Source organism: Hylemonella sp. P2_B10 (genome assembly GCF_056404875.1).
Map to the genome: position 1 here is coordinate 44,028 of NZ_JBFUDE010000006.1, position 16,803 is coordinate 60,830.

Consider the following 16,803-nt stretch of genomic DNA (forward strand, 5'->3'; position numbering starts at 1 on the left):
CGAGGTTCCCAACCATGAAGCAGTCCGCCGCCGAGCGTCCCGACCCCACCACCCAGCGCAAGGCTGCCATCGCCCGCGGCGCCGCCCTGGAGCACAACGGCAAGGTGCGCGTCGAGCCCATCCCCAACTTCGACCTCGACCGCACCATCTTCAAGACCCTGGAGGGCAACGCCGCCCGCTTCGTGATGAACACCCGGGTGGGCATCGAGGCCCATTGGGACGCCGCGGCCGCCCAGGCGGTGCAGACCGAGTACGACGCCGCCCGCGCGGGGCGCCCGCTGCCCCCGATCGACCCGGCGCTGATGCAGTTCCTGGTGAGCGAGTGCGACTTCGACGTCGAGCACGCCGACGGCTCCTTCCTCGACCACCTGTACTTCTGCTACGAGTACAGCGTGCAGCACTACCCCGGGCATTCGCCGCTGGTGCTGTTCCTGCACTCCATCCTGGGCACCAGCACCAACACGTTTGCGATGACGGCCGACAAGATCCCGGCGCTGCGCCAGCTGATGACGCCCGACGAGTGGACGCAGGTGGAGGCCTTCCCCTCCGTGCTGCGGCTGCTGCTGGTCGGGCCGCTGCGCCAGGAGCTGCAAGACAACGCCCACCGCGCCGACGCGCTGACCTCCATCTCGTTCCACCGCGTGATCGACAACGCGCCCATCACCATGGCTGGCCGGGATTTCTGGATCGGGCTGAACTACCACCTGATCCACATGGTGGACTTCCTGCCGGTGGCGAACTGGGCGGCGCACCAGAACGACTCCGTCTTCATCCTGTTCCGCCACCTGTACGACCTGCTGCTGAAGGCCGACAAGCTGGAGGCGACCGTGGGCTATACGCCCACCTCGGGCCCGCGCACGCTGGCAGGCGACCCCCCGGGCATGGGCAACTGGCTCGTCGCGCACATACCGGTGGGTTTGGCCGAGCGGATGGCGTCCAAATCGGTCGCCCGCTTCTCGGAGCGCATCGGGCACTCGCTGGACTACCAGATCACCTGGGCGTGACCCCAGCGGCTGCGGCCATGCGCAGGCGCCGCGCCGCCTCGTCGGCCTCGGTGTCCTTGATTTCGCGCAGCACGGCGCCCACATCGGCGGGGCCTTTGGGGCCGGCGAACTGGCCGGTCAGCGGCGTGTCCAGGCCCAGGATGCCGCGCTGGTACAGGCTCCAGATCTCTTCGCCATAACGCGTGGGCAGCAGCTCGGGGGCGAAGCGGCCGAAGAAGTCGCGCAGGTTGTGGACGTCGCGCAGCAGCATGCGTTGCGCATGGTTGTTGCCGGCGGCGTCCACCGCCTGCGGCAGGTCGATGATGACCGGGCTGGGCTGGCCGTCGCTGCCGGTGCCCAACAGGATGTTGAACTCCGACAGGTCGCCATGCACCACGCCCGCGCACAGCATGCGCACCACTTCCTGCAGCAGCGTGGCGTGGTGCTGGCGCGCCTGCTCGGGGGTGAAAGCGACGTCGTTCAGGCGCGGGGCGGCGTCGCCGTGGGCGTCCGTCACCAGCTCCATCAGCAGCACGCCTTCAAAGAAGTCGTGCGGCCGGGGCACGCGCACGCCGGCGGCAGCCAGCCGGTGCAGCGCGTCCACCTCGGCGCTTTGCCAGGCGGCTTCGGTGGCCTGGCGGCCGTAGCGTGTGCCCTTGGCCATGGCGCGGGCCTGGCGTGAGTTCTTGACCTTGCGGTTTTCGGTGTAGTCCACCGCCTGGCGAAAGCTGCGCTGGGTGGCTTCCTTGTAGATCTTGGCGCACAGGGTCTCGGCGCCGCAGCGCACCACATACACCTCGGCCTCCTTGCCACTCATCAGCTGGCGCACCACGGTGTCGATCAGGCCTTCTTCTACCAGGCTCTGCAGCCGCGCGGGTGGTTTCATGCGGCCATTGTGCCTTGCAAGGCGTGCAGCACCTCAACCCAGGGTCAAAAGCTACGGCCCCGCCGGATTCAACGACGCGTTGTCGCGCAGCCGTGCGATCGCCAGGTCCAGAAAGCTGCGCACCTTTTCCGACGCGTAGCGCCCTTCGCGGTGCACCACGTGGACGGGGGCCGGTGCTGGCTCAAAGTCTTCCAGCACCACCTGCAAGGCGCCGGACTGCAGTTCGTCGGCCACCTGGTAGCTCATTACCCGGGTCAGGCCGAAGCCGCTGACGGCGGCGGCGATGGCCGAGTCGTTGGTGGTGGTCAGCAGGCGCGGCGCGGTGCGCACATTGCGCGCCTCGCCGGTGCGCTTTTCCACCAGGCGCCACTCCGGCATGGGCGTGACGGCATTGGCCGAGATCAGCGTGTGCGCGGCCAGGTCTTGCGGCTGCTGCGGCCTGCCATGCTGCGCCAGGTAAGCGGGCGACGCGCACACCATGCGGCGCACGCTGCCCACGGCAATCGCCTGCAGCGAGGAATCCGGCAGCTCGCCAATGCGCACGGCCACGTCGGCGCCCTCTTCCACGATGTTGACCATGCGGTCCAGGAACCAGCAGGCGGCGCTGGTGTGCGGGTGGCGGCGCAGGTAGTCGGTGACGATGGGCGTCACGTGCATGCGCCCGAACAGCATGGGCGCGGTGATGGTGATGCGGCCACGCGGCTCGGCGTGCACGCCGGCTGCCGACTCGTTGGCCATGTCCACGTCGGCCAGGATGCGCCGGCAATCCTCCACATAACGCGCGCCGGCCTCGGTGACGCGCACGACGCGGGTGGTGCGCGCCAGCAACCGCGCACCCACGCTGGCCTCCAACTCGGCCATGGCCCGGGTGACGGCCGGCGGCGACATGCCCAGCTTGCGCCCGGCGCCGGCCAGGCCGCCGGAGTCCACCACGGCAACGAACACGTTCATCAGGTGAAAGCGGTCCATATTGTTGCAGTTGCAGGAATAATCTCTTGCGAATAACAGGCATTCTAGGTGGCGCACAATGCATTCAAGTGACACTGTGTGACAACCATCCCACCCGTAAGGAGACCCTTGCATGAGCGCGTCTGAAGCCCCCCGCCCGCCGCTGCCGCCCTTCACCCGCGAGACCGCCATCCAGAAGGTGCGCATGGCCGAAGACGCCTGGAACACGCGTGAGCCGCAGCGCGTGGCCATGGCCTACACGCCCGACAGCCAGTGGCGCAACCGCGCGGAGTTTCCGCGTGGGCGCTCGCAGATTGAGGAATTCCTGACGCGCAAATGGGCCAAGGAGCTGGAATATCGGTTGATCAAGGAGCTGTGGGCGTTTGACGGCGACCGCATCGCGGTGCGCTTCGCCTACGAGTGGCACGACGCGCAGGGCCAGTGGTGGCGCTCCTACGGCAACGAAAACTGGCAGTTCAGCCCCGAGGGCTACATGGCCTACCGCTACGCCAGCATCAACGACCTGGCGATAGACGCCACGGAGCGCAAATTCCACTGGCCGCAAGGCCGGCGGCCGGACGACCACCCCAGCCTGAGCGACCTGGGGCTGTGAGCCAACAGGCGCCCGCCCCTGGCACGACCGCCAGCACCCCGCCCTTGCCCGATTGGCAGCGGATGGCGCTGATGGGCGCGCTGGGGCCGCTGCTGTGGCTGCAGGGCCGGCATGTGCGCCGGGTGACGCCCAAGCTGCCCGAACCGCCCGGTGAGCGCGCAGGCAGCCACGGCAGCGGGCCGCCACTGCGCCTGCTGCTGGCCGGCGACTCGGCAGCGGCTGGCGTGGGCGCGGCCACGCAGCAGCAGGCCTTGTCCGGCCAGCTGGTGCCGCTGCTGGGCCGGCATTTCTCGCTGCAATGGCAGTTGCTGGCCAGCACCGGGCTGGACTCCGCTGGGTTGGTGCGCGCGCTGGCCGGGATCCCCGAGCAAGCGTTTGACGTCGTGGTGCTCAGCGTGGGGGTCAACGACGTCACGGGCCTGTGCGCGCCGACGCGCTGGCTGGCGCTGCAAGACGCGTTGGCGCGGCTGGTGCAGCAGCGCTTTGCGCCGCGCCTGGTCATCCACAGCGCGGTGCCGCCCATGCACAGTTTCAGCGCGTTGCCGCAGCCGCTGCGCTGGTTCCTGGGCCGTTGGGCTTGTGAGATGAACCGCCGCCTGGCCGCGCAACTGCATCCCGGAGCAGCATCGCCGGCACTGCGGGTGCTGCTGCCCCTGCCGGCCGCCGAGCCCGGCGACGCACTGGCCACGGATGGCTTTCACCCCGGGCCGCACGGCTATGCGCTGTGGGCGCAGGCGCTGGCTGGTTGCATCACCACGCGCTGGCGTGGCTGAACTCACACACCGGTGGCGCAAAGAAAAGCCGGCTCACACGCCGGCAATGACCGCCTCGATCTCGGCAAAGGTGCGGGCCGTCTCATGCGTCTGTATCTGCACGCCCAGCTGGCGCGCGATCTGCGTGGCCGAAAAAATACCCAGCAGCGACTGGCGCGGGCCCGGCCCCTGGCCGACCACCAGCGCATGGGCGCGGCCATCAGCCATCAGCGTGGTGGCAATCTGGCCCACATTGGCCTTGCGCACGTCTTCGATGCGCAACACCTCCATCTGCTCCACCGGCACCATCACATCGGCCACGCGCAACTCGTTGCGCCGGCTCTGGCGCCTTTGCGCCACCAGCAACGGCTTTTCGCCCAGCACATCGACCGAGGTCACCACGCCGGCGATGCGGCTGCCCTCCACCACCACCAGCAACAGCCGCACGCCGCGCAGCACCATGGACTGGTTGGCGTCGGCAAGGCTGGCGTCGGGGGTGATGGTGGCGGACGGCATGCGCGCCAGGTCGGTCATGGCCAGGATGGCGGCCGAATCGGCGGTGACCTGGGGCGGGTTGAAGGCCTCCAGCACGTAACAGCCATCGGCCGCGATGCGGGTCTGCTGTAAGGGCCTGTAACTCAGGGTGTCATTCACGGTTGCGCTCATGCCGGGTTTCTCCTTGGCCCGCGTGGCGGGCAGCAAATAAACCATTGTGGCCAGCGTAAATGCCCACTGTCACCCCATGGGCATGGCGGTGTAAAGCTTTGTAAACCCGCTCAGGGCTGGCGACACAGGCAATGCGTCAGCGGCGCAAAGGCCTGGCCACCGGCCGCCTGGGCCAGCCAGGCCAGGTCGTCCACCATGTCGCGCGCGGCCTGCGGTGCAAACTGCAGCGCATCCACAGGGCCCACCGGCCCACCGGTCAGCCACTGCGGCAGCCACTGCAATTGCACGTCCACGCTGACGCCGCTCAGGCCGACAAAGCGCAGCACCTTGTCCAGCCGCGAGATGCCGCGCTCGATGTAGGCCACGCGGTAGTCGTCCCCCAGCTTGGCGCGCCTGGCGGCGGACTTCAGCGCGTCGTCATAGCTGCCCACGGTGTCCACCAGGCCGCGCGCCAGTGCCTGCTGGCCGGTCCACACCCGGCCTTGCGCCACCTGGTCGATCTTGGGTTGCGTGGTCTTGCGCGCCTGCGCGGCCTTGGTGGTGAAGTCCATGTAGATGTGGTTGATGCCGCTCTGGATGACGTCGGCCAGGCGCGGGTCCAGTGGGCGGCGCGGGTCGTAGGCGCCGCGCAGCCAGGTGCTGGTGGCGCCGCCGGTGTGCACGCCCAGCTTGTCCAGCGCCTTGTCGGCGGTGGGCAGCAGCGTGAACACGCCGATCGACCCGGTGACGGTGCTGGCATCGGCCACCACCTCGTCGGCGGCCATGGCGATCCAGTAACCGCCGGAGGCCGCCACATTGCCCATGGACACCACCACCGGCTTGCCGGCCTGGCGTGTCAGCTCCAACTCGCGGCGTATCAGCTCGGCGCCAAAGGCGCTGCCGCCGGGCGAATCGACCCGCAGCACGATGGCTTTCACGTCATCGTCGTCGCGCGCCTGGCGCACCAGCGCTGCGGTGGACAGGCCACCGATCTGGCCGGCGTTGGCCGTGCCGTCGGTGATGTCGCCCATGGCCACGATCACGCCCACCACGCCGCCGCTCAACTGCGGCTTTTGCATGCCCAGGTACTCGTCCATGCCGACCTGGCGGAAGGTCTTGTTGGCCACATCGCGCTCGCCCTGCTTCAGCATGGCGTCGCGCAGCTGGTCGCGCGTCTTCAGGCCATCCACCAGCTTGCTACTGACAGCCAGCTTGGCGCCATCGCCCTCGGCGGCCTTCATCAGCTCGGGCAGCTTGTTGATGCCGTTCATGATGCTGCCGGCGGGCAGCTTGCGCGCCTTTTCCACGTCGACCAGGTAGCCGGCCCACAGCGCGCCCAGCACGTAGTTGTCGGCCTCGGCGGCTTCGGGCGAGGGGCCATTGGCGGTGTAGGGCTCGCCAAAGCTCTTGAACGTGCCCACCTTCATCACGTTGACGCTGACACCCAGCTTGTCCAGCGCGTCGCGGTAGTAGTTGCGGTAGCCGCCAAAACCCTCCAGCAGCACCTGCCCCATGGGATGCAGGTAGATCTGGCTGGCGTGCGCGGCCAGGTAATACTGGCGCTGGTCATAGCGCGAGCCCCAGGCGATGACCGGCTTGCCGCTGGCCTTGAAGCGCTCCAGCGCCTGCGCCACCTCGTGCAGCATGGGCAGGCCGGCGCCGTGCAACTCGTCGGTGATCAGCAGCACGCTGTTGATGCGCGGGTCGGCAGCGCCGGCCTTCAGCACCGCCAGCACGTCGCGCAGGCGGGTGGTGCTGCGCGAGTCGCCACGCACCCGGGCCAGCGCCAGGTCGCGCGGGCTGCCGGCGTCCTGCTCGACCAGGGTGCCGCGCAAGTCCAGCACCAGCGCGGTCTTGTCGGCCAGCTTGCGCGGCCCGCTGGTGTACCAGCCGACCGCCAGCACCAGCACCACCGCCAGGAAGATCAGGTTGACGACCACGCGCCGGCTGGTGTCCAGCACGCGCCAGCAAAACCGGAAGGCCCGGCGAATGAAACCCGGTGACGAAGCGCTCAAGTGATCCCCTGTGTGTGCGGCAGCAAAGCCCGTTCAGGCCATTCTAAAACCCGAACGTGTCCGCCGCGCCCCGGGGGCAAGCGCTGCCACTCAGAGCAGGTAGCTCCAGCCGGTCTGCGCCAGCCCCACCAGGTTCACATGGTCCTGGTTGGCCTGCGAAACGGTCAGGTCGGCCATGTACTGGGCCTGCGTGGTGGTGTGGTTGTCCAGCGCGGCCACCGCCTGGGCCAGCGTGGCGGCATCAGGCGCCTTGCCGTTGACGTTGTTGTAGATGAACTTGACGAAGCTGGTGTTGTCCGTGCCACCGGCAAAGGCGGCGACGATGCCGGCGCCCACCAGCAGGTTGGCACCATCTTGCACGCTGGCGCCGGTGTCGAAAAAGCTCAGGAACAGGCCGCCCAGGCCCTGGTTTTGCAGGATGCCCGGCCCCAGCGTGGCGGCCAGCATCAGCACCGCCTTGCCGGCCGCCTGCGTGGCGCCCAGGTCCAGCGCCACGCTCTGGTCGGCAAACTGCAGGCGCTCCACGTGCGTCAGGCTGTCGGTGCCGTCGCCGCCGGGCAGGATGGCGATGAACACGCGCTTGTCGGCCACGGTGGTCACGGCGTCAAGCGTGACGCCCAGCTTCAGGTCGTAGTTGGAGCGGCTGCCCTCGTAGACGGCGGTGTCGGTGCCGCCCAGGCCGTCAATGCTGTCGTCGCCATTGAGGCCCTGGATGACGTCGTTGTTGGCGGTGCCGGTCAGCTTGTCGGCGTTGGCGGTGCCGACGATGGTGGCCTTCACGCCCGAGGTGGCAAAGCCGGTGGACAGCGTGCCGCTGAGGCTGTTGCCAGCACTGTCCTTGACAGCGCCGGCAGGCAGCTCCAGCGTGTACTTGGTGCCCGAGGCCAGCGTGGGGAAGACCGACAGGCTGCTGCCGTTGACGACCACCAGCGGGCTGGTGGCAACGTCATAGCTGGCCAGCACGGCGCCAGCGACGTCCTTCAGCACGATGCTGCCGCTGCCCTTCTGGATCGCTTCGCTGAAATTCAGCACCACCGTGCTGCCCATGGCCACGCCGGTGGCGCCGTTCGCGGGCGTGCTGGATGCCAGGCTGGGTGCCTTGGTGTCCACCGCCACGGCTGCCGCGGCCAGCGCATTGGCCAGCGTGCCGCCGCCGCTGCCGGTGACGGAAGAGGCCTTCAAGGTCAGCCCCAGTGGGCCGTCCACGCCGGCGCTGGGCGCCACCACCACGGTGTAGGTGGCGCCGCTGCCCTGCACGCCCACCACGGTGCCGTTGCTGACGGTGAAGTCGGTCGCGTCCAGCCCGGTGACGGACTCGCTGAAGGTCAGCGCGTAGTTGACGTTGCCGCTCTGCTTGCCCTGCGCGCTGCTGCCCAGCGTGGCGGTGACGGGCGTGGCGGACGGGAACAAGGTCTGCAGGTTGATGGAGGTGCCGTCGCCGAACTCCAGGCGCTCCCAGTTGTACAGCGTGGCGTGGAAGAACTGGCTGGCGCCCGACAGCGTGTCAAGGTGCACGGCGCCATCGGCCGACTTGGTGATGCTGAAATCGCTCTGGAACTGTGTGCCCAGATTCAGCGTGTCGGTGCCGCCCTGGCCGTCCAGGTCGATCTCCAGATTGCCGCCAGTAATGGTGCGCAGATCATTGCTGTTGCCCAGAAGTTGTGTTGGCATGGTGTGTTCCCTCCGATGGAAATGTTGTGAATGGGGTGAATGGCCGTGGCCGCGAGGCCCATGGCATCAGGCGGGCGCAGGCTCCGGGCTTTGCTGGTGAACGGTGCCGTGCTGGTCCACCGCCAGATACGTCATGCCGGCGGCCTGCAGGAATTCCAGCCCCTGGGCCTGCTTCAGCATCGCGATGGTGGTGCAGTTGCCCGCCACCACCGCCAGCGGCGCGATCACGCTGACCGACTGCCAGTGGGTGACGGGCATGCCGGTGCGGGGATCCAGCACGTGGCAGTAACGCTGGCCGTCCAGTTCGAAATAGCGCTCGTAGTCGCCGCTGGTGGCCAGGCCACCCTGGCTCAACGGGATGGTGGCCAGCAGTTGCCCGGTGTGGCGCGGGTGCTGGATGCCGATGTGCCACGGCGTGCCGTCGGGCTTGGGGCCGATGACGCGGATGTCGCCGGCCAGGTTCACATAACCGTGGCGCACGCCACGCTGGGCCAACAGGCCAGCGGCGCGGTCGGCCGCGTATTCCTTGCCGAAACCACCAAAGTCGATCTCCATGCCCGGCTGCGGCAGGCGCACGCGCCGCCCCTGCGGCTGCTGCAAGCGCTCCACCCGGCTCCAGCCCACCAGCGCGAGCACCTCAGCCAGCTCGGCCGGCCCGGGCACGCGCGGCTGCTTGAAGTTCCAAACCCGGCGCAGCACGCCGGAGGTGATGTCGAACAGGCCGCCACTGGCCTGGTGCAGCGAATCGGCATAGCCCAGCAGCGACCAGGTCTCGTCGTCACACAGCACCGGCTGGCCGCCGGCGGCGGCGTTGATGCGCGACACGATGCTGTCGGGCAGGTAGCGCGAGAACTTGGTCTCGATGCGGCGCACCTCGGCCTCGGCGGCCTGCGCCAACGCATGGGCCTGTGACTCGTCGTGCGCCGACAGCACCACCTCGCACAGGCTGGCCATGGCCTGGAACTGGGTGCGGTAAGTCGGCATGGCGGGGGAAGAAATGGTGTCTGGCACGATAGTCACGGACGGTCAAAACAATGGGATCAAAACTGGCGCGTCAGCCCCAGCTGGTAGCCGCGGTAGCGGAATGGCAGCAGGTTGGGGCTGCCGTCGCCAAACAGCGTCCAGCCGGCACGCTGCTCGTAGCGCTCGACCTTGAAGTCCACCGACCAGTCGTCGTTCAACTGCTTGGCGATCTTGATGCCCAGCGTGTGGGCGCCGAAGGCCGACAGGCGCGTGTCTTCCGAATAGATCTCGGCGCCTTCGGGCGGGTTGGGCGCAAAGGGCAGGATGCTGGGGTCGGCATCGACATAGAAGCGCGCGGCGGTCTGCGTGTAGACCCGTGCCGACGGCGTCAGCGTCCAGCCCAAGCCCAGCGGCTGCACGTATTCCAGCTCGAACGTGTGGGCGCGCACGCCCCAGGTGTTGCTGTAGTAGCGGTAGCTGGCACGGCTGGTGGCGTCAAGGGCGTCAAAGAAGTGGTTCCAGCGCGCCATCAGCGTGGCGTGGTTGCGCTCGCGCGGGCGGCGGTCCACCACCTTGTAGGGGTCGTTGTAGTAGCCGTTGCCCCAGGAGAAGCCCAGGTTGACCTGCGCGATGTCGTTGGCCGTCAGCACCTGTGTCACGCCCACCAGCAACTCGTTGACGCTCTTGGTCTGGTTGCGGGTGACGCGGTTGCTGGGGTTGATCTCGTCGCCGGTATGGGCCAGGCCAAACTGCCAGGTGGTGTTCTTGCTGTCGTTGGCGCGGGTGATCTGCAGCGACACCCCGCGCGACAGGTAGTCGTTCTCGCTCGACACATTGGCGCCCACCGTGACCGTGCCGCTGCCGAAGTAGCGCGTGACCTCCAGCGAGCCGGCGCGGCGGTGGTCAAACAGCTTGCCAAAGCCGTTGTTGTGGAAAGCCGGCGAGGCGCCGGAGATGACGTCCGAGGTGACCGTGCTGGCGATGGACCAGTCGCTGCCCACCGGTGCCACCAGCAGGAAGGACGGCGCGCGCACCGCGATGCGGTCCTTGCCCGGCTGGCTGTCCAGGTAGTCCAGGTACTTGAAGGCCAGGGTGCCGCGCTCGGGCGCGCTCTCGGCCTGAGCCGGTGCCGGCATCGCCAGGGGCAGCGCCATGGCGGCCAGCAGCAGTGCGGTGCCTACCGAGCCGGGCGCCGGGGCCGCGCTGGTGGTCGCGCTGACGCATGCGCTGCTGGCGCCAGCGGCTTGCGCAGCCGTTAGCTTGTTCAATTGCATCCGCAGCCCCCGCCACCCACGCCGCTGCCACCGGCAGCGGTTTCCTTGCTGGTGTAGGTGTGCTCACCAAAGGCTTTTTCCAGCCGGTCGTTGTCAAAGGTCATGGCCGGGCGGGCCAGGTTGCCCTTTTCCCACGGCTGCACCTGGCCCAGGTTGGCGCAGCCGGTGAGCAGTGCCAGCCCGCACAGGGCCATCAAGGCCAGTGAGGCGCGTGTCAGTGTGTTGAGCATGTTCAAGGCCTTCACTTGATGTCCAGCATCTGTTTGATCTCGCGTTCCAGCTTCTCGCGGTCTTCCTCGCGAAAGCCACCATGCACCGCCAGCACCTTGCCGTTGGGCGCGATCAGGTAAGAGGTGGGCATGGCCTTGACACCGTAGGCGCTGGGCGTCTTGCCCTCGGTGTCGAACACCACATCAAAGCGGGCCGGCGTGCGGCTGAGGAACCTGGTGGCGTCGTCAGGTTTTTTGTCCACGTTGACGCCGACGATGCGCAGGCCCTTGTCGCCGTAGCGGGCCTGCATGTCGTTCATCCACGGGAAGGACTGCTTGCACGGCCCGCACCACGAGGCCCAGAAATCCAGGTACACCAGCTTGCCCTTGTAGTCGCTGAGCTTGACGGGGCCAGTGCGCCCCGGCAGCTCGAACTCGGGCGCCACCTGGCCCCCTTCCACCGCCCGTGCGGGCAGGGCCACGGCCAGGGCGGCCAGGCACAACACCAGCCCGCCCAGCGTGCGGCCCATGAAGGTGGCAGGTCTGGGCATGTGCGGGCGTGTGGGTGGATGGCGTTTCATGGTCGTCAATAAAATATTGGGTAAGTTTCCCACAAATTTGGAATATGGCAAGTGCCCGCCGGAAGAAATTTATAGAATTTTGGTAAAAAAGCCCAAAATATAGGTATGCTTATGACCATGCACCGCCATGATGCGCTCATCAGGTGCATGCATTGATGACAGACAAGCCCACCCTTCCCGCCGCCGATGACGCCGCCGCCCCGGCCGGCCTGCCCGAGCCTGCCCAGGCCGCGCAGGCGGTGGGCACCATGCTGCGCCCGCTGGCGCGGCTGATGATCGACCACGGCCTGCAGTTGCCCACCATGGTGGACCTGCTGAAAAAAGCCCTGGTGGACGAGGCGGCGCAGAGCTACAGCCTGGCGGCAAAGGGCAGCACCGACAGCCGCATTGCCCTGTTGACCGGCGTGCACCGCAAGGACGTGAAGCGCCTGCGTGATGAGGCCAGCGGCCCGCCCGAGGGCGCGGCCATGATGTCGGTGGCCTCCATGGTGGTGGCGCGCTGGATCAGCGAGCCGCGCTACCTGAATGCCGACCAGAGCCCACGCCCGCTGGCCCGCACACCGCGGCGCAGCACACCGGGCGAGCCCGACTTCACCACGCTGGTGTCCGAGATCAGCCGCGATGTGGGCGCGCGCGCCGTGCTGGACGAGCTGGTGCGCCTGGGCACGGTGGACCTGAGCGCCGACGGCCACGCGGTGCTGCGCGCTCAGGCCTTCGTGCCCAGGGGTGGCACCGGCGAGGCCTTTCATTTCCCCATCGCCAACGTGGCCGACCACCTGGCCGCCGCCGTGCACAACCTGGCACCCAACCGGCGCGAAGGGTTGATGCTGGAGCAAAGCGCGTTCTCTGAAGACCTGTCGCCCAAGCAGGCGCAGTTGTTGCAGCAGCGCGCGCGCCAGCTGTGGGCCGCGGCGCTGAAGCAGTTCCTGCAGACCGCGATGGTGGCCTGGCAGCGCAGCGAGGGAGAGAGCGGCCCCAAGCGGCGCATACGCTTTGGTGTCTACTTCCATGACGACATGCAGCCGGGCAGCCCCGCGGGCACCGCAGCGCCCAAAGTCACGCACAAAGCCGCGAGCACAACCGCCCCCAAGGCCGCCCCCAAGGCCGCGCGCAAGACCACCGCAACCCCCGTGGCCAAGCCGGCCAAGGCGCCGGCACCTGCCGGCGGCCGCACCAGGAAACCCTCCGCATGAGCGACCATCCCCACCACCCCTTCCCCGCCACCACGCGCCGCCAATGGCTGGTGCTGGCGGGTGCCGCCGGCCTCAGCGGCTGCGGCGGCGGCACGGCCGAAGGGCCGCCCGGCACCGGTGGCAGCGGCCTGTATGCATCAGGCGCCATCGGCGGCTTTGGCAGCGTCATCGTCAACGGCCTGCGGCTGGACGACAGCAGCGCCAGCGTGAAGCTGGATGGCCGCGACGCCCGCAGCGCGGATTTGCGTCTGGGGATGGTGGCCGCCGTCAGCGGCCAGCGCACCAGCAGCGGCAGCAACACCGGCAGCGCCACCAGCATCGAGGTGTGGTCCGTCGCCCAGGGGCTGGTGACGGCACTCGGCGCCAACGGCCAGTTCAGCCTCGCCGGCATGACGGTGCGCACCGACAGCGCCACCGTGCTGGAGGGCATCAGCAACGCGGCCAAGCTCACGCTGGGCCAGCGCGTGACGGTGTGGGGCCTGCAAGGCGGTGCCGACGGCTACAGCTGGAGCGCCACCCGGGTGGCGCTGACCACCGACACGGCCGTGGCCAGCACCGGCTACGTGACGCTGTCCGCCGGCCGGCGCCTGCTCAACGGCCTGCTGTTGACCGGCACCCTGGCCGACACGCTGCAAAGCGGCCCGCTGCTGCGCGTGCAGGGCAGCCTGTCGGCCGATGGCAGCAGCCTGGCACTGACCGGCGCACAGGTGCAGAGCACCGCCGCCAGCCTGCCGCCCCAGGTGCAGTGCGAAGTGGCCGGCCTGATCACCTCTTCTGGCGGCGCGGGTGGCGCCTACACCAACTTCACGCTGGGCAACTACCCGGTGGACTGCACCGGTGCCCCCATCAGCCCGGCCGGCAGCGCCTTGAGCGTGGGCACACAGGTGCGCGTCAGCGGCAGCTGGCAGGCGGGCGTGCTGAAGGTCAGCAGCGTCACCATCAACGACGAACAGGCGCGCCGCACCGTGCAGATCAGCGCGCCCATCGAGCAGTTCAACAGCCTGGCCAGCTTCACGGTGCGCGGCCAGCCCTGCGACGCCACGGTGGCCAGCCTGGTCGGCATCCAGGCGCAGGAATTCCGCACCGGCGTCAGCGTGCAGGTGAACGGCACCATAGACGGCGACGTGGTGCGGGTCACCAACCTGGTGCGGGTCTAGGCACGCTACCTGACTTCAAGCTGGTTGATGACGGACTCCACGTCATCCAGCCCACGCACCCGCTGCTCGGCATCCGCGGCCTGCTGGGCGCTGCGCACGCAGCCCTTCAGCCAGACCCAGCGGCGGCTGCCCTCCACCCAGATGCTGGTGTCGGCGAAGCGGTCATCGGCCAGCAGCGCCTTCTTCACGCGCGGAATGATCTCGGGGTCGTACAAAAAGGCGTTGGGCAGGCGGCAGCGGCCGGCCTGGTAGCAACTGGTGCCGCGCTCAGCCCGGTAATGGGCCACGGCCCTGACCTCGCTGGGCGTCGACAGCGTAGGCTGCTGGCGCGGGCACTGGGGCATGGCGTCCACCACCAGCAGGAAGGGGTCGAGCTGCACCAGGCTTTCCTTGGCCGCCTCGCCCTTGGCCACCTCACCCTTGGCCACCTCACCCTTCGCCGGCTGCTGTGCGCCCAACGGCAGCGCCAGGAGCAGCCCCAGCACGACAGCAAACCACGCCAGACGGTTCATGCCCGCCACTGTAGCCCAGCCGGGCGCGCCAGCCAAGCCGGGCGATTCGGTTCTACACTGGCAGTCAATCAACACAGCAACCCCAGGAGCACCGCATGGCCAAAGGCTATTGGATAGCGCGCGTGGACGTCACCGACCCCGAGCAGTACAAACTTTATGTGGCCGCCAACGCCAAGCCTTTCGCGGCCTATGGCGCCCGTTTCCTGGTGCGCGGCGGCAAGTTCGAAAACCCCGAAGGCGTCAGCCGCGCGCGCAACATCGTGCTCGAATTCCCCAGCTACCAGGCCGCGCTGGATTGCTGGGAATCGCCCGAGTACAAGGAAGCACTGGCGTTGCGCAAGCATGTCTCCACTGCCGACATCGTCATCATCGAGGGCTACGACGGTCCGCAGCCGCAATGAGCGCCAGCCCGGCAGACCACGCGCACCCCGGCCTGCGCGTGCGTCCCATCACGCCACAGGATCACGCGCAATGGCTGCCGCTGTGGGACGGCTACAACGCCTTCTATGGCCGCTTGGGTGCCACCGCGCTGCCGCTGGCCATCACCCAGACCACCTGGCAGCGTTTCTTTGACGACAGCGAGCCGGTCTACGCGCTGGTGGCCGAGCGCGATGGCCAGTTGCTGGGCCTGACGCACTACCTGCTGCACCGAAGCACCACCCGCATCGAGCCGGTGTGCTATTTGCAAGACCTGTTCACGCTGTCCAGCGCGCGCGGCCAGGGCGTGGGCCGCGCGTTGATCGAAGGGGCGCATGCCCATGCGCAACAGTTGGGCGCGCGCCGCCTGTACTGGCAAACCCACGAAACCAACGCCACCGGCCGGGCCTTGTATGACAAGGTGGCCAAACACATGGGCTTCATCGTCTACGCGCGCGAGGCCTGAGGCGTCCATGGTCACGATCGAGCCGCTGGACCCGTTGCTGCCCGCCGCCCAGGCGCTGCTGGCGCAGTCCGACGCCCACATGGCCGCGCTGTACCCGGCCGAGAGCAACCACCCGGCCAGTGCGCAGGCGCTGATGCAGCCGAACGTGCTGTTCCTGGGCTGCTGGGTGGACGGCGCACTGGCAGCATGCGGCGCTGTGCGCACCGAACGCGACGAGGGCGGCGGCTCCTACGGGGAAATCAAGCGCGTCTTTGTGGCTGAGCAGCAGCGCGGCAAGGGCTTGTCGCGCGCCCTCATGCAGCGGCTGCACGCACACCTGGTCGCGCAGGGCATCGCCGTTGCGCGCCTGGAGACTGGTGTGCGCCAGCCCGAGGCCATAGGCTTGTACACGTCCTTGGGCTATGCACGGCGTGGGCCATTCGGCGGCTATGCCAGCGACCCACTGAGCCTGTTCATGGAGAAACGACTGACGCCGGGTGCTGCACGCTGACACGCCGCTTGGCCTGCAGGTAGCGCGCAGCCTCCAGCACGCTGAGCACGGCTTCCATCACGACTTCCGGCCGGTCGCGGTGCAGGTGGTGGCCGGCGTCGTCACACACGGCGATGCGCCCCAGCGCCGACAGCCGCGCCATGCTGTGCTGGCTGTGCAGCCAGGCGCGGCCCAGGGTGAGCGGCCAGTGGGTGGCCGCGCGGCTGTGCGTCAGCACGATCAGGGGCACCGTGGGAAAAGGCCCAGCCCGCCTGGCCTGCTGCATGGTGTACGGCATGGCGCGCAGTTCGCGCCGCGTGGCCGCACGCGCCAGCCAATACAGCGCCTTCGGCGGCTCGTACCACATGCGGCGCACACCCATGTGGCGCGCGCGCTTGGAAAAATCGGAATCGCGCGCGTCCACCAGCACCACGCCGGCCACCTCGTGCGGGTACAGGCGGGCAAACAACTTCATCAGCGTGCCGCCCAGCGAATGGCCCACCAGCACATAGGGCGGTGGCAACTCCAGCGTCTGCAGCAGCGCGCGCAACTCCTGCACCGCCTGCTGGCCGTCGCGCGGCCCCGGCGCGGCTTCGCTGTCGCCATAGCCGCCGCGGTCATAGGCCAGTGCGCGGGCGTGGCCAGCAACGGCCTGGAACACCGCTGCCCAGGCCTCCTTGCCCTGCCCCAGGCCGGATTCGAACACCACCGTGGGCCCGCCCTCGCCGGCCAACGCCACCGAACGCAGCCCCACCGGGGTGCGCACCAGGCGCGACGCAGGCATCGCCGGCGCACTGAGCGCGCTGGGGGCGGCGCGGCCGGTCAGCACCCGCTGCAGCAGGGCCAACGTGGCGGACGAAGCGGTGGGTGAAGGCGCCTTGGGCATGGCGCCCAAAGGCTTGTTCGAAGCGGTTGCGCCACCTGCGGGCGGGCGCCCTCTGCCGGGCAGCGGCAGCGTGTCCTGACTCAACATGCGCGTGATCTCTTTTCCAACGACGTATCCTGGGTACCAACTGTAGGTCAGTCCCATGCTTTCAAAGCGCTGCCTC

19 protein-coding genes are annotated in these 16,803 nt (G+C 68.6%); 8 read left to right on the forward strand and 11 right to left on the reverse strand.

Going from position 1 to position 16,803, the window contains the following annotated elements; translation table 11 throughout:
* Positions 1-14: 14 nt before the first annotated feature.
* Positions 15-1,004, forward strand: a complete 990-nt coding sequence (locus AC1DX2_RS22995) for a hypothetical protein (protein WP_477198755.1) — start codon at positions 15-17, stop codon at positions 1,002-1,004.
* Here AC1DX2_RS22995 and AC1DX2_RS23000 read toward each other — a convergent pair.
* The gene (locus tag AC1DX2_RS23000; RefSeq protein ID WP_477198756.1) at positions 991-1,869 is read right to left on the reverse strand and encodes a PA4780 family RIO1-like protein kinase; all 879 of its coding nucleotides are present in this window, start codon (positions 1,867-1,869) and stop codon (positions 991-993) included. The genes AC1DX2_RS22995 and AC1DX2_RS23000 overlap by 14 nt on opposite strands.
* Before the next feature lie 51 nt (positions 1,870-1,920).
* Positions 1,921-2,838 (reverse strand): LysR family transcriptional regulator, encoded by a 918-nt coding sequence (locus AC1DX2_RS23005; protein WP_477198757.1) that lies wholly within the window; start codon positions 2,836-2,838, stop codon positions 1,921-1,923.
* A gap of 112 nt (positions 2,839-2,950) precedes the next feature.
* Between AC1DX2_RS23005 and AC1DX2_RS23010 the strand changes: the two genes are divergently transcribed.
* Both AC1DX2_RS23010 and AC1DX2_RS23015 read left to right on the forward strand, forming a co-directional pair.
* Complete coding sequence (locus AC1DX2_RS23010) at positions 2,951-3,430, forward strand: nuclear transport factor 2 family protein (RefSeq protein WP_477198758.1); 480 nt, start codon at positions 2,951-2,953, stop codon at positions 3,428-3,430.
* 62 nt (positions 3,431-3,492) lie between these two features.
* The gene (locus AC1DX2_RS23015; protein ID WP_477199042.1) at positions 3,493-4,203 is read left to right on the forward strand and encodes an SGNH/GDSL hydrolase family protein; all 711 of its coding nucleotides are present in this window, start codon (positions 3,493-3,495) and stop codon (positions 4,201-4,203) included.
* Positions 4,204-4,236: 33 nt separating this feature from the next.
* Here the strand turns inward: AC1DX2_RS23015 and AC1DX2_RS23020 are convergent, their stop codons facing one another.
* From AC1DX2_RS23020 to AC1DX2_RS23050, 7 genes are all read right to left on the reverse strand, one after another.
* On the reverse strand, positions 4,237-4,848 hold the full coding sequence (locus AC1DX2_RS23020; RefSeq protein ID WP_477198759.1) for a CBS domain-containing protein: 612 nt from the start codon (positions 4,846-4,848) through the stop codon (positions 4,237-4,239).
* A gap of 110 nt (positions 4,849-4,958) precedes the next feature.
* Complete coding sequence (gene sppA, locus AC1DX2_RS23025) at positions 4,959-6,842, reverse strand: signal peptide peptidase SppA (RefSeq protein WP_477198760.1); 1,884 nt, start codon at positions 6,840-6,842, stop codon at positions 4,959-4,961.
* Between the two features lie 90 nt (positions 6,843-6,932).
* Complete coding sequence (locus tag AC1DX2_RS23030) at positions 6,933-8,513, reverse strand: Ig-like domain-containing protein (RefSeq protein WP_477198761.1); 1,581 nt, start codon at positions 8,511-8,513, stop codon at positions 6,933-6,935.
* Between the two features lie 66 nt (positions 8,514-8,579).
* The gene (locus AC1DX2_RS23035; RefSeq protein ID WP_477198762.1) at positions 8,580-9,497 is read right to left on the reverse strand and encodes an FAD:protein FMN transferase; all 918 of its coding nucleotides are present in this window, start codon (positions 9,495-9,497) and stop codon (positions 8,580-8,582) included.
* A gap of 56 nt (positions 9,498-9,553) precedes the next feature.
* Positions 9,554-10,744 (reverse strand): DUF3570 domain-containing protein, encoded by a 1,191-nt coding sequence (locus AC1DX2_RS23040; RefSeq protein ID WP_477198763.1) that lies wholly within the window; start codon positions 10,742-10,744, stop codon positions 9,554-9,556.
* Entirely contained in the window at positions 10,741-10,980 is a 240-nt protein-coding gene (locus AC1DX2_RS23045; protein ID WP_477198764.1) for a DUF4266 domain-containing protein, read from the reverse strand. The genes AC1DX2_RS23040 and AC1DX2_RS23045 overlap by 4 nt, the downstream gene beginning before the upstream one ends.
* An 11-nt stretch (positions 10,981-10,991) precedes the next feature.
* Positions 10,992-11,510, reverse strand: a complete 519-nt coding sequence (locus tag AC1DX2_RS23050) for a TlpA family protein disulfide reductase (RefSeq protein ID WP_477198765.1) — start codon at positions 11,508-11,510, stop codon at positions 10,992-10,994.
* 185 nt (positions 11,511-11,695) lie between these two features.
* Between AC1DX2_RS23050 and AC1DX2_RS23055 the strand changes: the two genes are divergently transcribed.
* Together AC1DX2_RS23055 and AC1DX2_RS23060 are read left to right on the forward strand one after the other, a co-directional pair.
* Entirely contained in the window at positions 11,696-12,733 is a 1,038-nt protein-coding gene (locus AC1DX2_RS23055) for a DUF6502 family protein (RefSeq protein ID WP_477198766.1), read from the forward strand.
* Positions 12,730-13,890 carry a DUF5666 domain-containing protein gene (locus AC1DX2_RS23060; RefSeq protein WP_477198767.1) on the forward strand — a complete coding sequence of 387 codons (1,161 nt, stop codon included), beginning with the start codon at positions 12,730-12,732 and terminating at the stop codon, positions 13,888-13,890. The genes AC1DX2_RS23055 and AC1DX2_RS23060 overlap by 4 nt, the downstream gene beginning before the upstream one ends.
* A gap of 5 nt (positions 13,891-13,895) precedes the next feature.
* Here AC1DX2_RS23060 and AC1DX2_RS23065 read toward each other — a convergent pair whose 3' ends face one another.
* Positions 13,896-14,402 carry a BON domain-containing protein gene (locus AC1DX2_RS23065; protein WP_477198768.1) on the reverse strand — a complete coding sequence of 169 codons (507 nt, stop codon included), beginning with the start codon at positions 14,400-14,402 and terminating at the stop codon, positions 13,896-13,898.
* A 95-nt stretch (positions 14,403-14,497) separates the two neighbouring features.
* On the opposite strand from AC1DX2_RS23065, the gene AC1DX2_RS23070 reads away from it, so the two are divergent.
* From AC1DX2_RS23070 to AC1DX2_RS23080, 3 genes are read left to right on the forward strand one after another with little or no spacing between them, the layout of a single operon-like run.
* Complete coding sequence (locus AC1DX2_RS23070) at positions 14,498-14,803, forward strand: DUF1330 domain-containing protein (RefSeq protein ID WP_477198769.1); 306 nt, start codon at positions 14,498-14,500, stop codon at positions 14,801-14,803.
* The gene (locus tag AC1DX2_RS23075) at positions 14,800-15,285 is read left to right on the forward strand and encodes an N-acetyltransferase family protein (protein WP_477198770.1); all 486 of its coding nucleotides are present in this window, start codon (positions 14,800-14,802) and stop codon (positions 15,283-15,285) included. Before AC1DX2_RS23070 ends, AC1DX2_RS23075 begins: the two co-directional genes overlap by 4 nt.
* 7 nt (positions 15,286-15,292) lie before the next feature.
* A complete protein-coding gene (locus AC1DX2_RS23080) occupies positions 15,293-15,775 on the forward strand; it encodes a GNAT family N-acetyltransferase (RefSeq protein WP_477198771.1) in 483 nt (160 codons plus the stop codon).
* Here AC1DX2_RS23080 and AC1DX2_RS23085 read toward each other — a convergent pair.
* Positions 15,738-16,727, reverse strand: a complete 990-nt coding sequence (locus tag AC1DX2_RS23085) for an alpha/beta fold hydrolase (RefSeq protein WP_477198772.1) — start codon at positions 16,725-16,727, stop codon at positions 15,738-15,740. The two genes, AC1DX2_RS23080 and AC1DX2_RS23085, sit on opposite strands and share 38 nt — an antisense overlap.
* Positions 16,728-16,803: the final 76 nt, after the last annotated feature.

What these genes read in the sequence shown, in the direction of transcription:
- AC1DX2_RS22995 (WP_477198755.1), top strand. Translation starts at nt 15, where the DNA reads ATGAAGCAGTCCGCCGCCGAGCGTCCCGACCCCACCACCCAGCGCAAG.
- AC1DX2_RS23000 (WP_477198756.1), bottom strand. Translation starts at nt 1,869, where the DNA reads ATGAAACCACCCGCGCGGCTGCAGAGCCTGGTAGAAGAAGGCCTGATC.
- AC1DX2_RS23005 (WP_477198757.1), bottom strand. Translation starts at nt 2,838, where the DNA reads ATGGACCGCTTTCACCTGATGAACGTGTTCGTTGCCGTGGTGGACTCC.
- AC1DX2_RS23010 (WP_477198758.1), top strand. Translation starts at nt 2,951, where the DNA reads ATGAGCGCGTCTGAAGCCCCCCGCCCGCCGCTGCCGCCCTTCACCCGC.
- AC1DX2_RS23015 (WP_477199042.1), top strand. Translation starts at nt 3,493, where the DNA reads ATGGCGCTGATGGGCGCGCTGGGGCCGCTGCTGTGGCTGCAGGGCCGG.
- AC1DX2_RS23020 (WP_477198759.1), bottom strand. Translation starts at nt 4,848, where the DNA reads ATGAGCGCAACCGTGAATGACACCCTGAGTTACAGGCCCTTACAGCAG.
- AC1DX2_RS23030 (WP_477198761.1), bottom strand. Translation starts at nt 8,513, where the DNA reads ATGCCAACACAACTTCTGGGCAACAGCAATGATCTGCGCACCATTACT.
- AC1DX2_RS23035 (WP_477198762.1), bottom strand. Translation starts at nt 9,497, where the DNA reads ATGCCGACTTACCGCACCCAGTTCCAGGCCATGGCCAGCCTGTGCGAG.
- AC1DX2_RS23045 (WP_477198764.1), bottom strand. Translation starts at nt 10,980, where the DNA reads ATGCTCAACACACTGACACGCGCCTCACTGGCCTTGATGGCCCTGTGC.
- AC1DX2_RS23050 (WP_477198765.1), bottom strand. Translation starts at nt 11,510, where the DNA reads ATGCCCAGACCTGCCACCTTCATGGGCCGCACGCTGGGCGGGCTGGTG.
- AC1DX2_RS23055 (WP_477198766.1), top strand. Translation starts at nt 11,696, where the DNA reads ATGACAGACAAGCCCACCCTTCCCGCCGCCGATGACGCCGCCGCCCCG.
- AC1DX2_RS23060 (WP_477198767.1), top strand. Translation starts at nt 12,730, where the DNA reads ATGAGCGACCATCCCCACCACCCCTTCCCCGCCACCACGCGCCGCCAA.
- AC1DX2_RS23065 (WP_477198768.1), bottom strand. Translation starts at nt 14,402, where the DNA reads ATGAACCGTCTGGCGTGGTTTGCTGTCGTGCTGGGGCTGCTCCTGGCG.
- AC1DX2_RS23070 (WP_477198769.1), top strand. Translation starts at nt 14,498, where the DNA reads ATGGCCAAAGGCTATTGGATAGCGCGCGTGGACGTCACCGACCCCGAG.
- AC1DX2_RS23075 (WP_477198770.1), top strand. Translation starts at nt 14,800, where the DNA reads ATGAGCGCCAGCCCGGCAGACCACGCGCACCCCGGCCTGCGCGTGCGT.
- AC1DX2_RS23080 (WP_477198771.1), top strand. Translation starts at nt 15,293, where the DNA reads ATGGTCACGATCGAGCCGCTGGACCCGTTGCTGCCCGCCGCCCAGGCG.
- AC1DX2_RS23085 (WP_477198772.1), bottom strand. Translation starts at nt 16,727, where the DNA reads ATGTTGAGTCAGGACACGCTGCCGCTGCCCGGCAGAGGGCGCCCGCCC.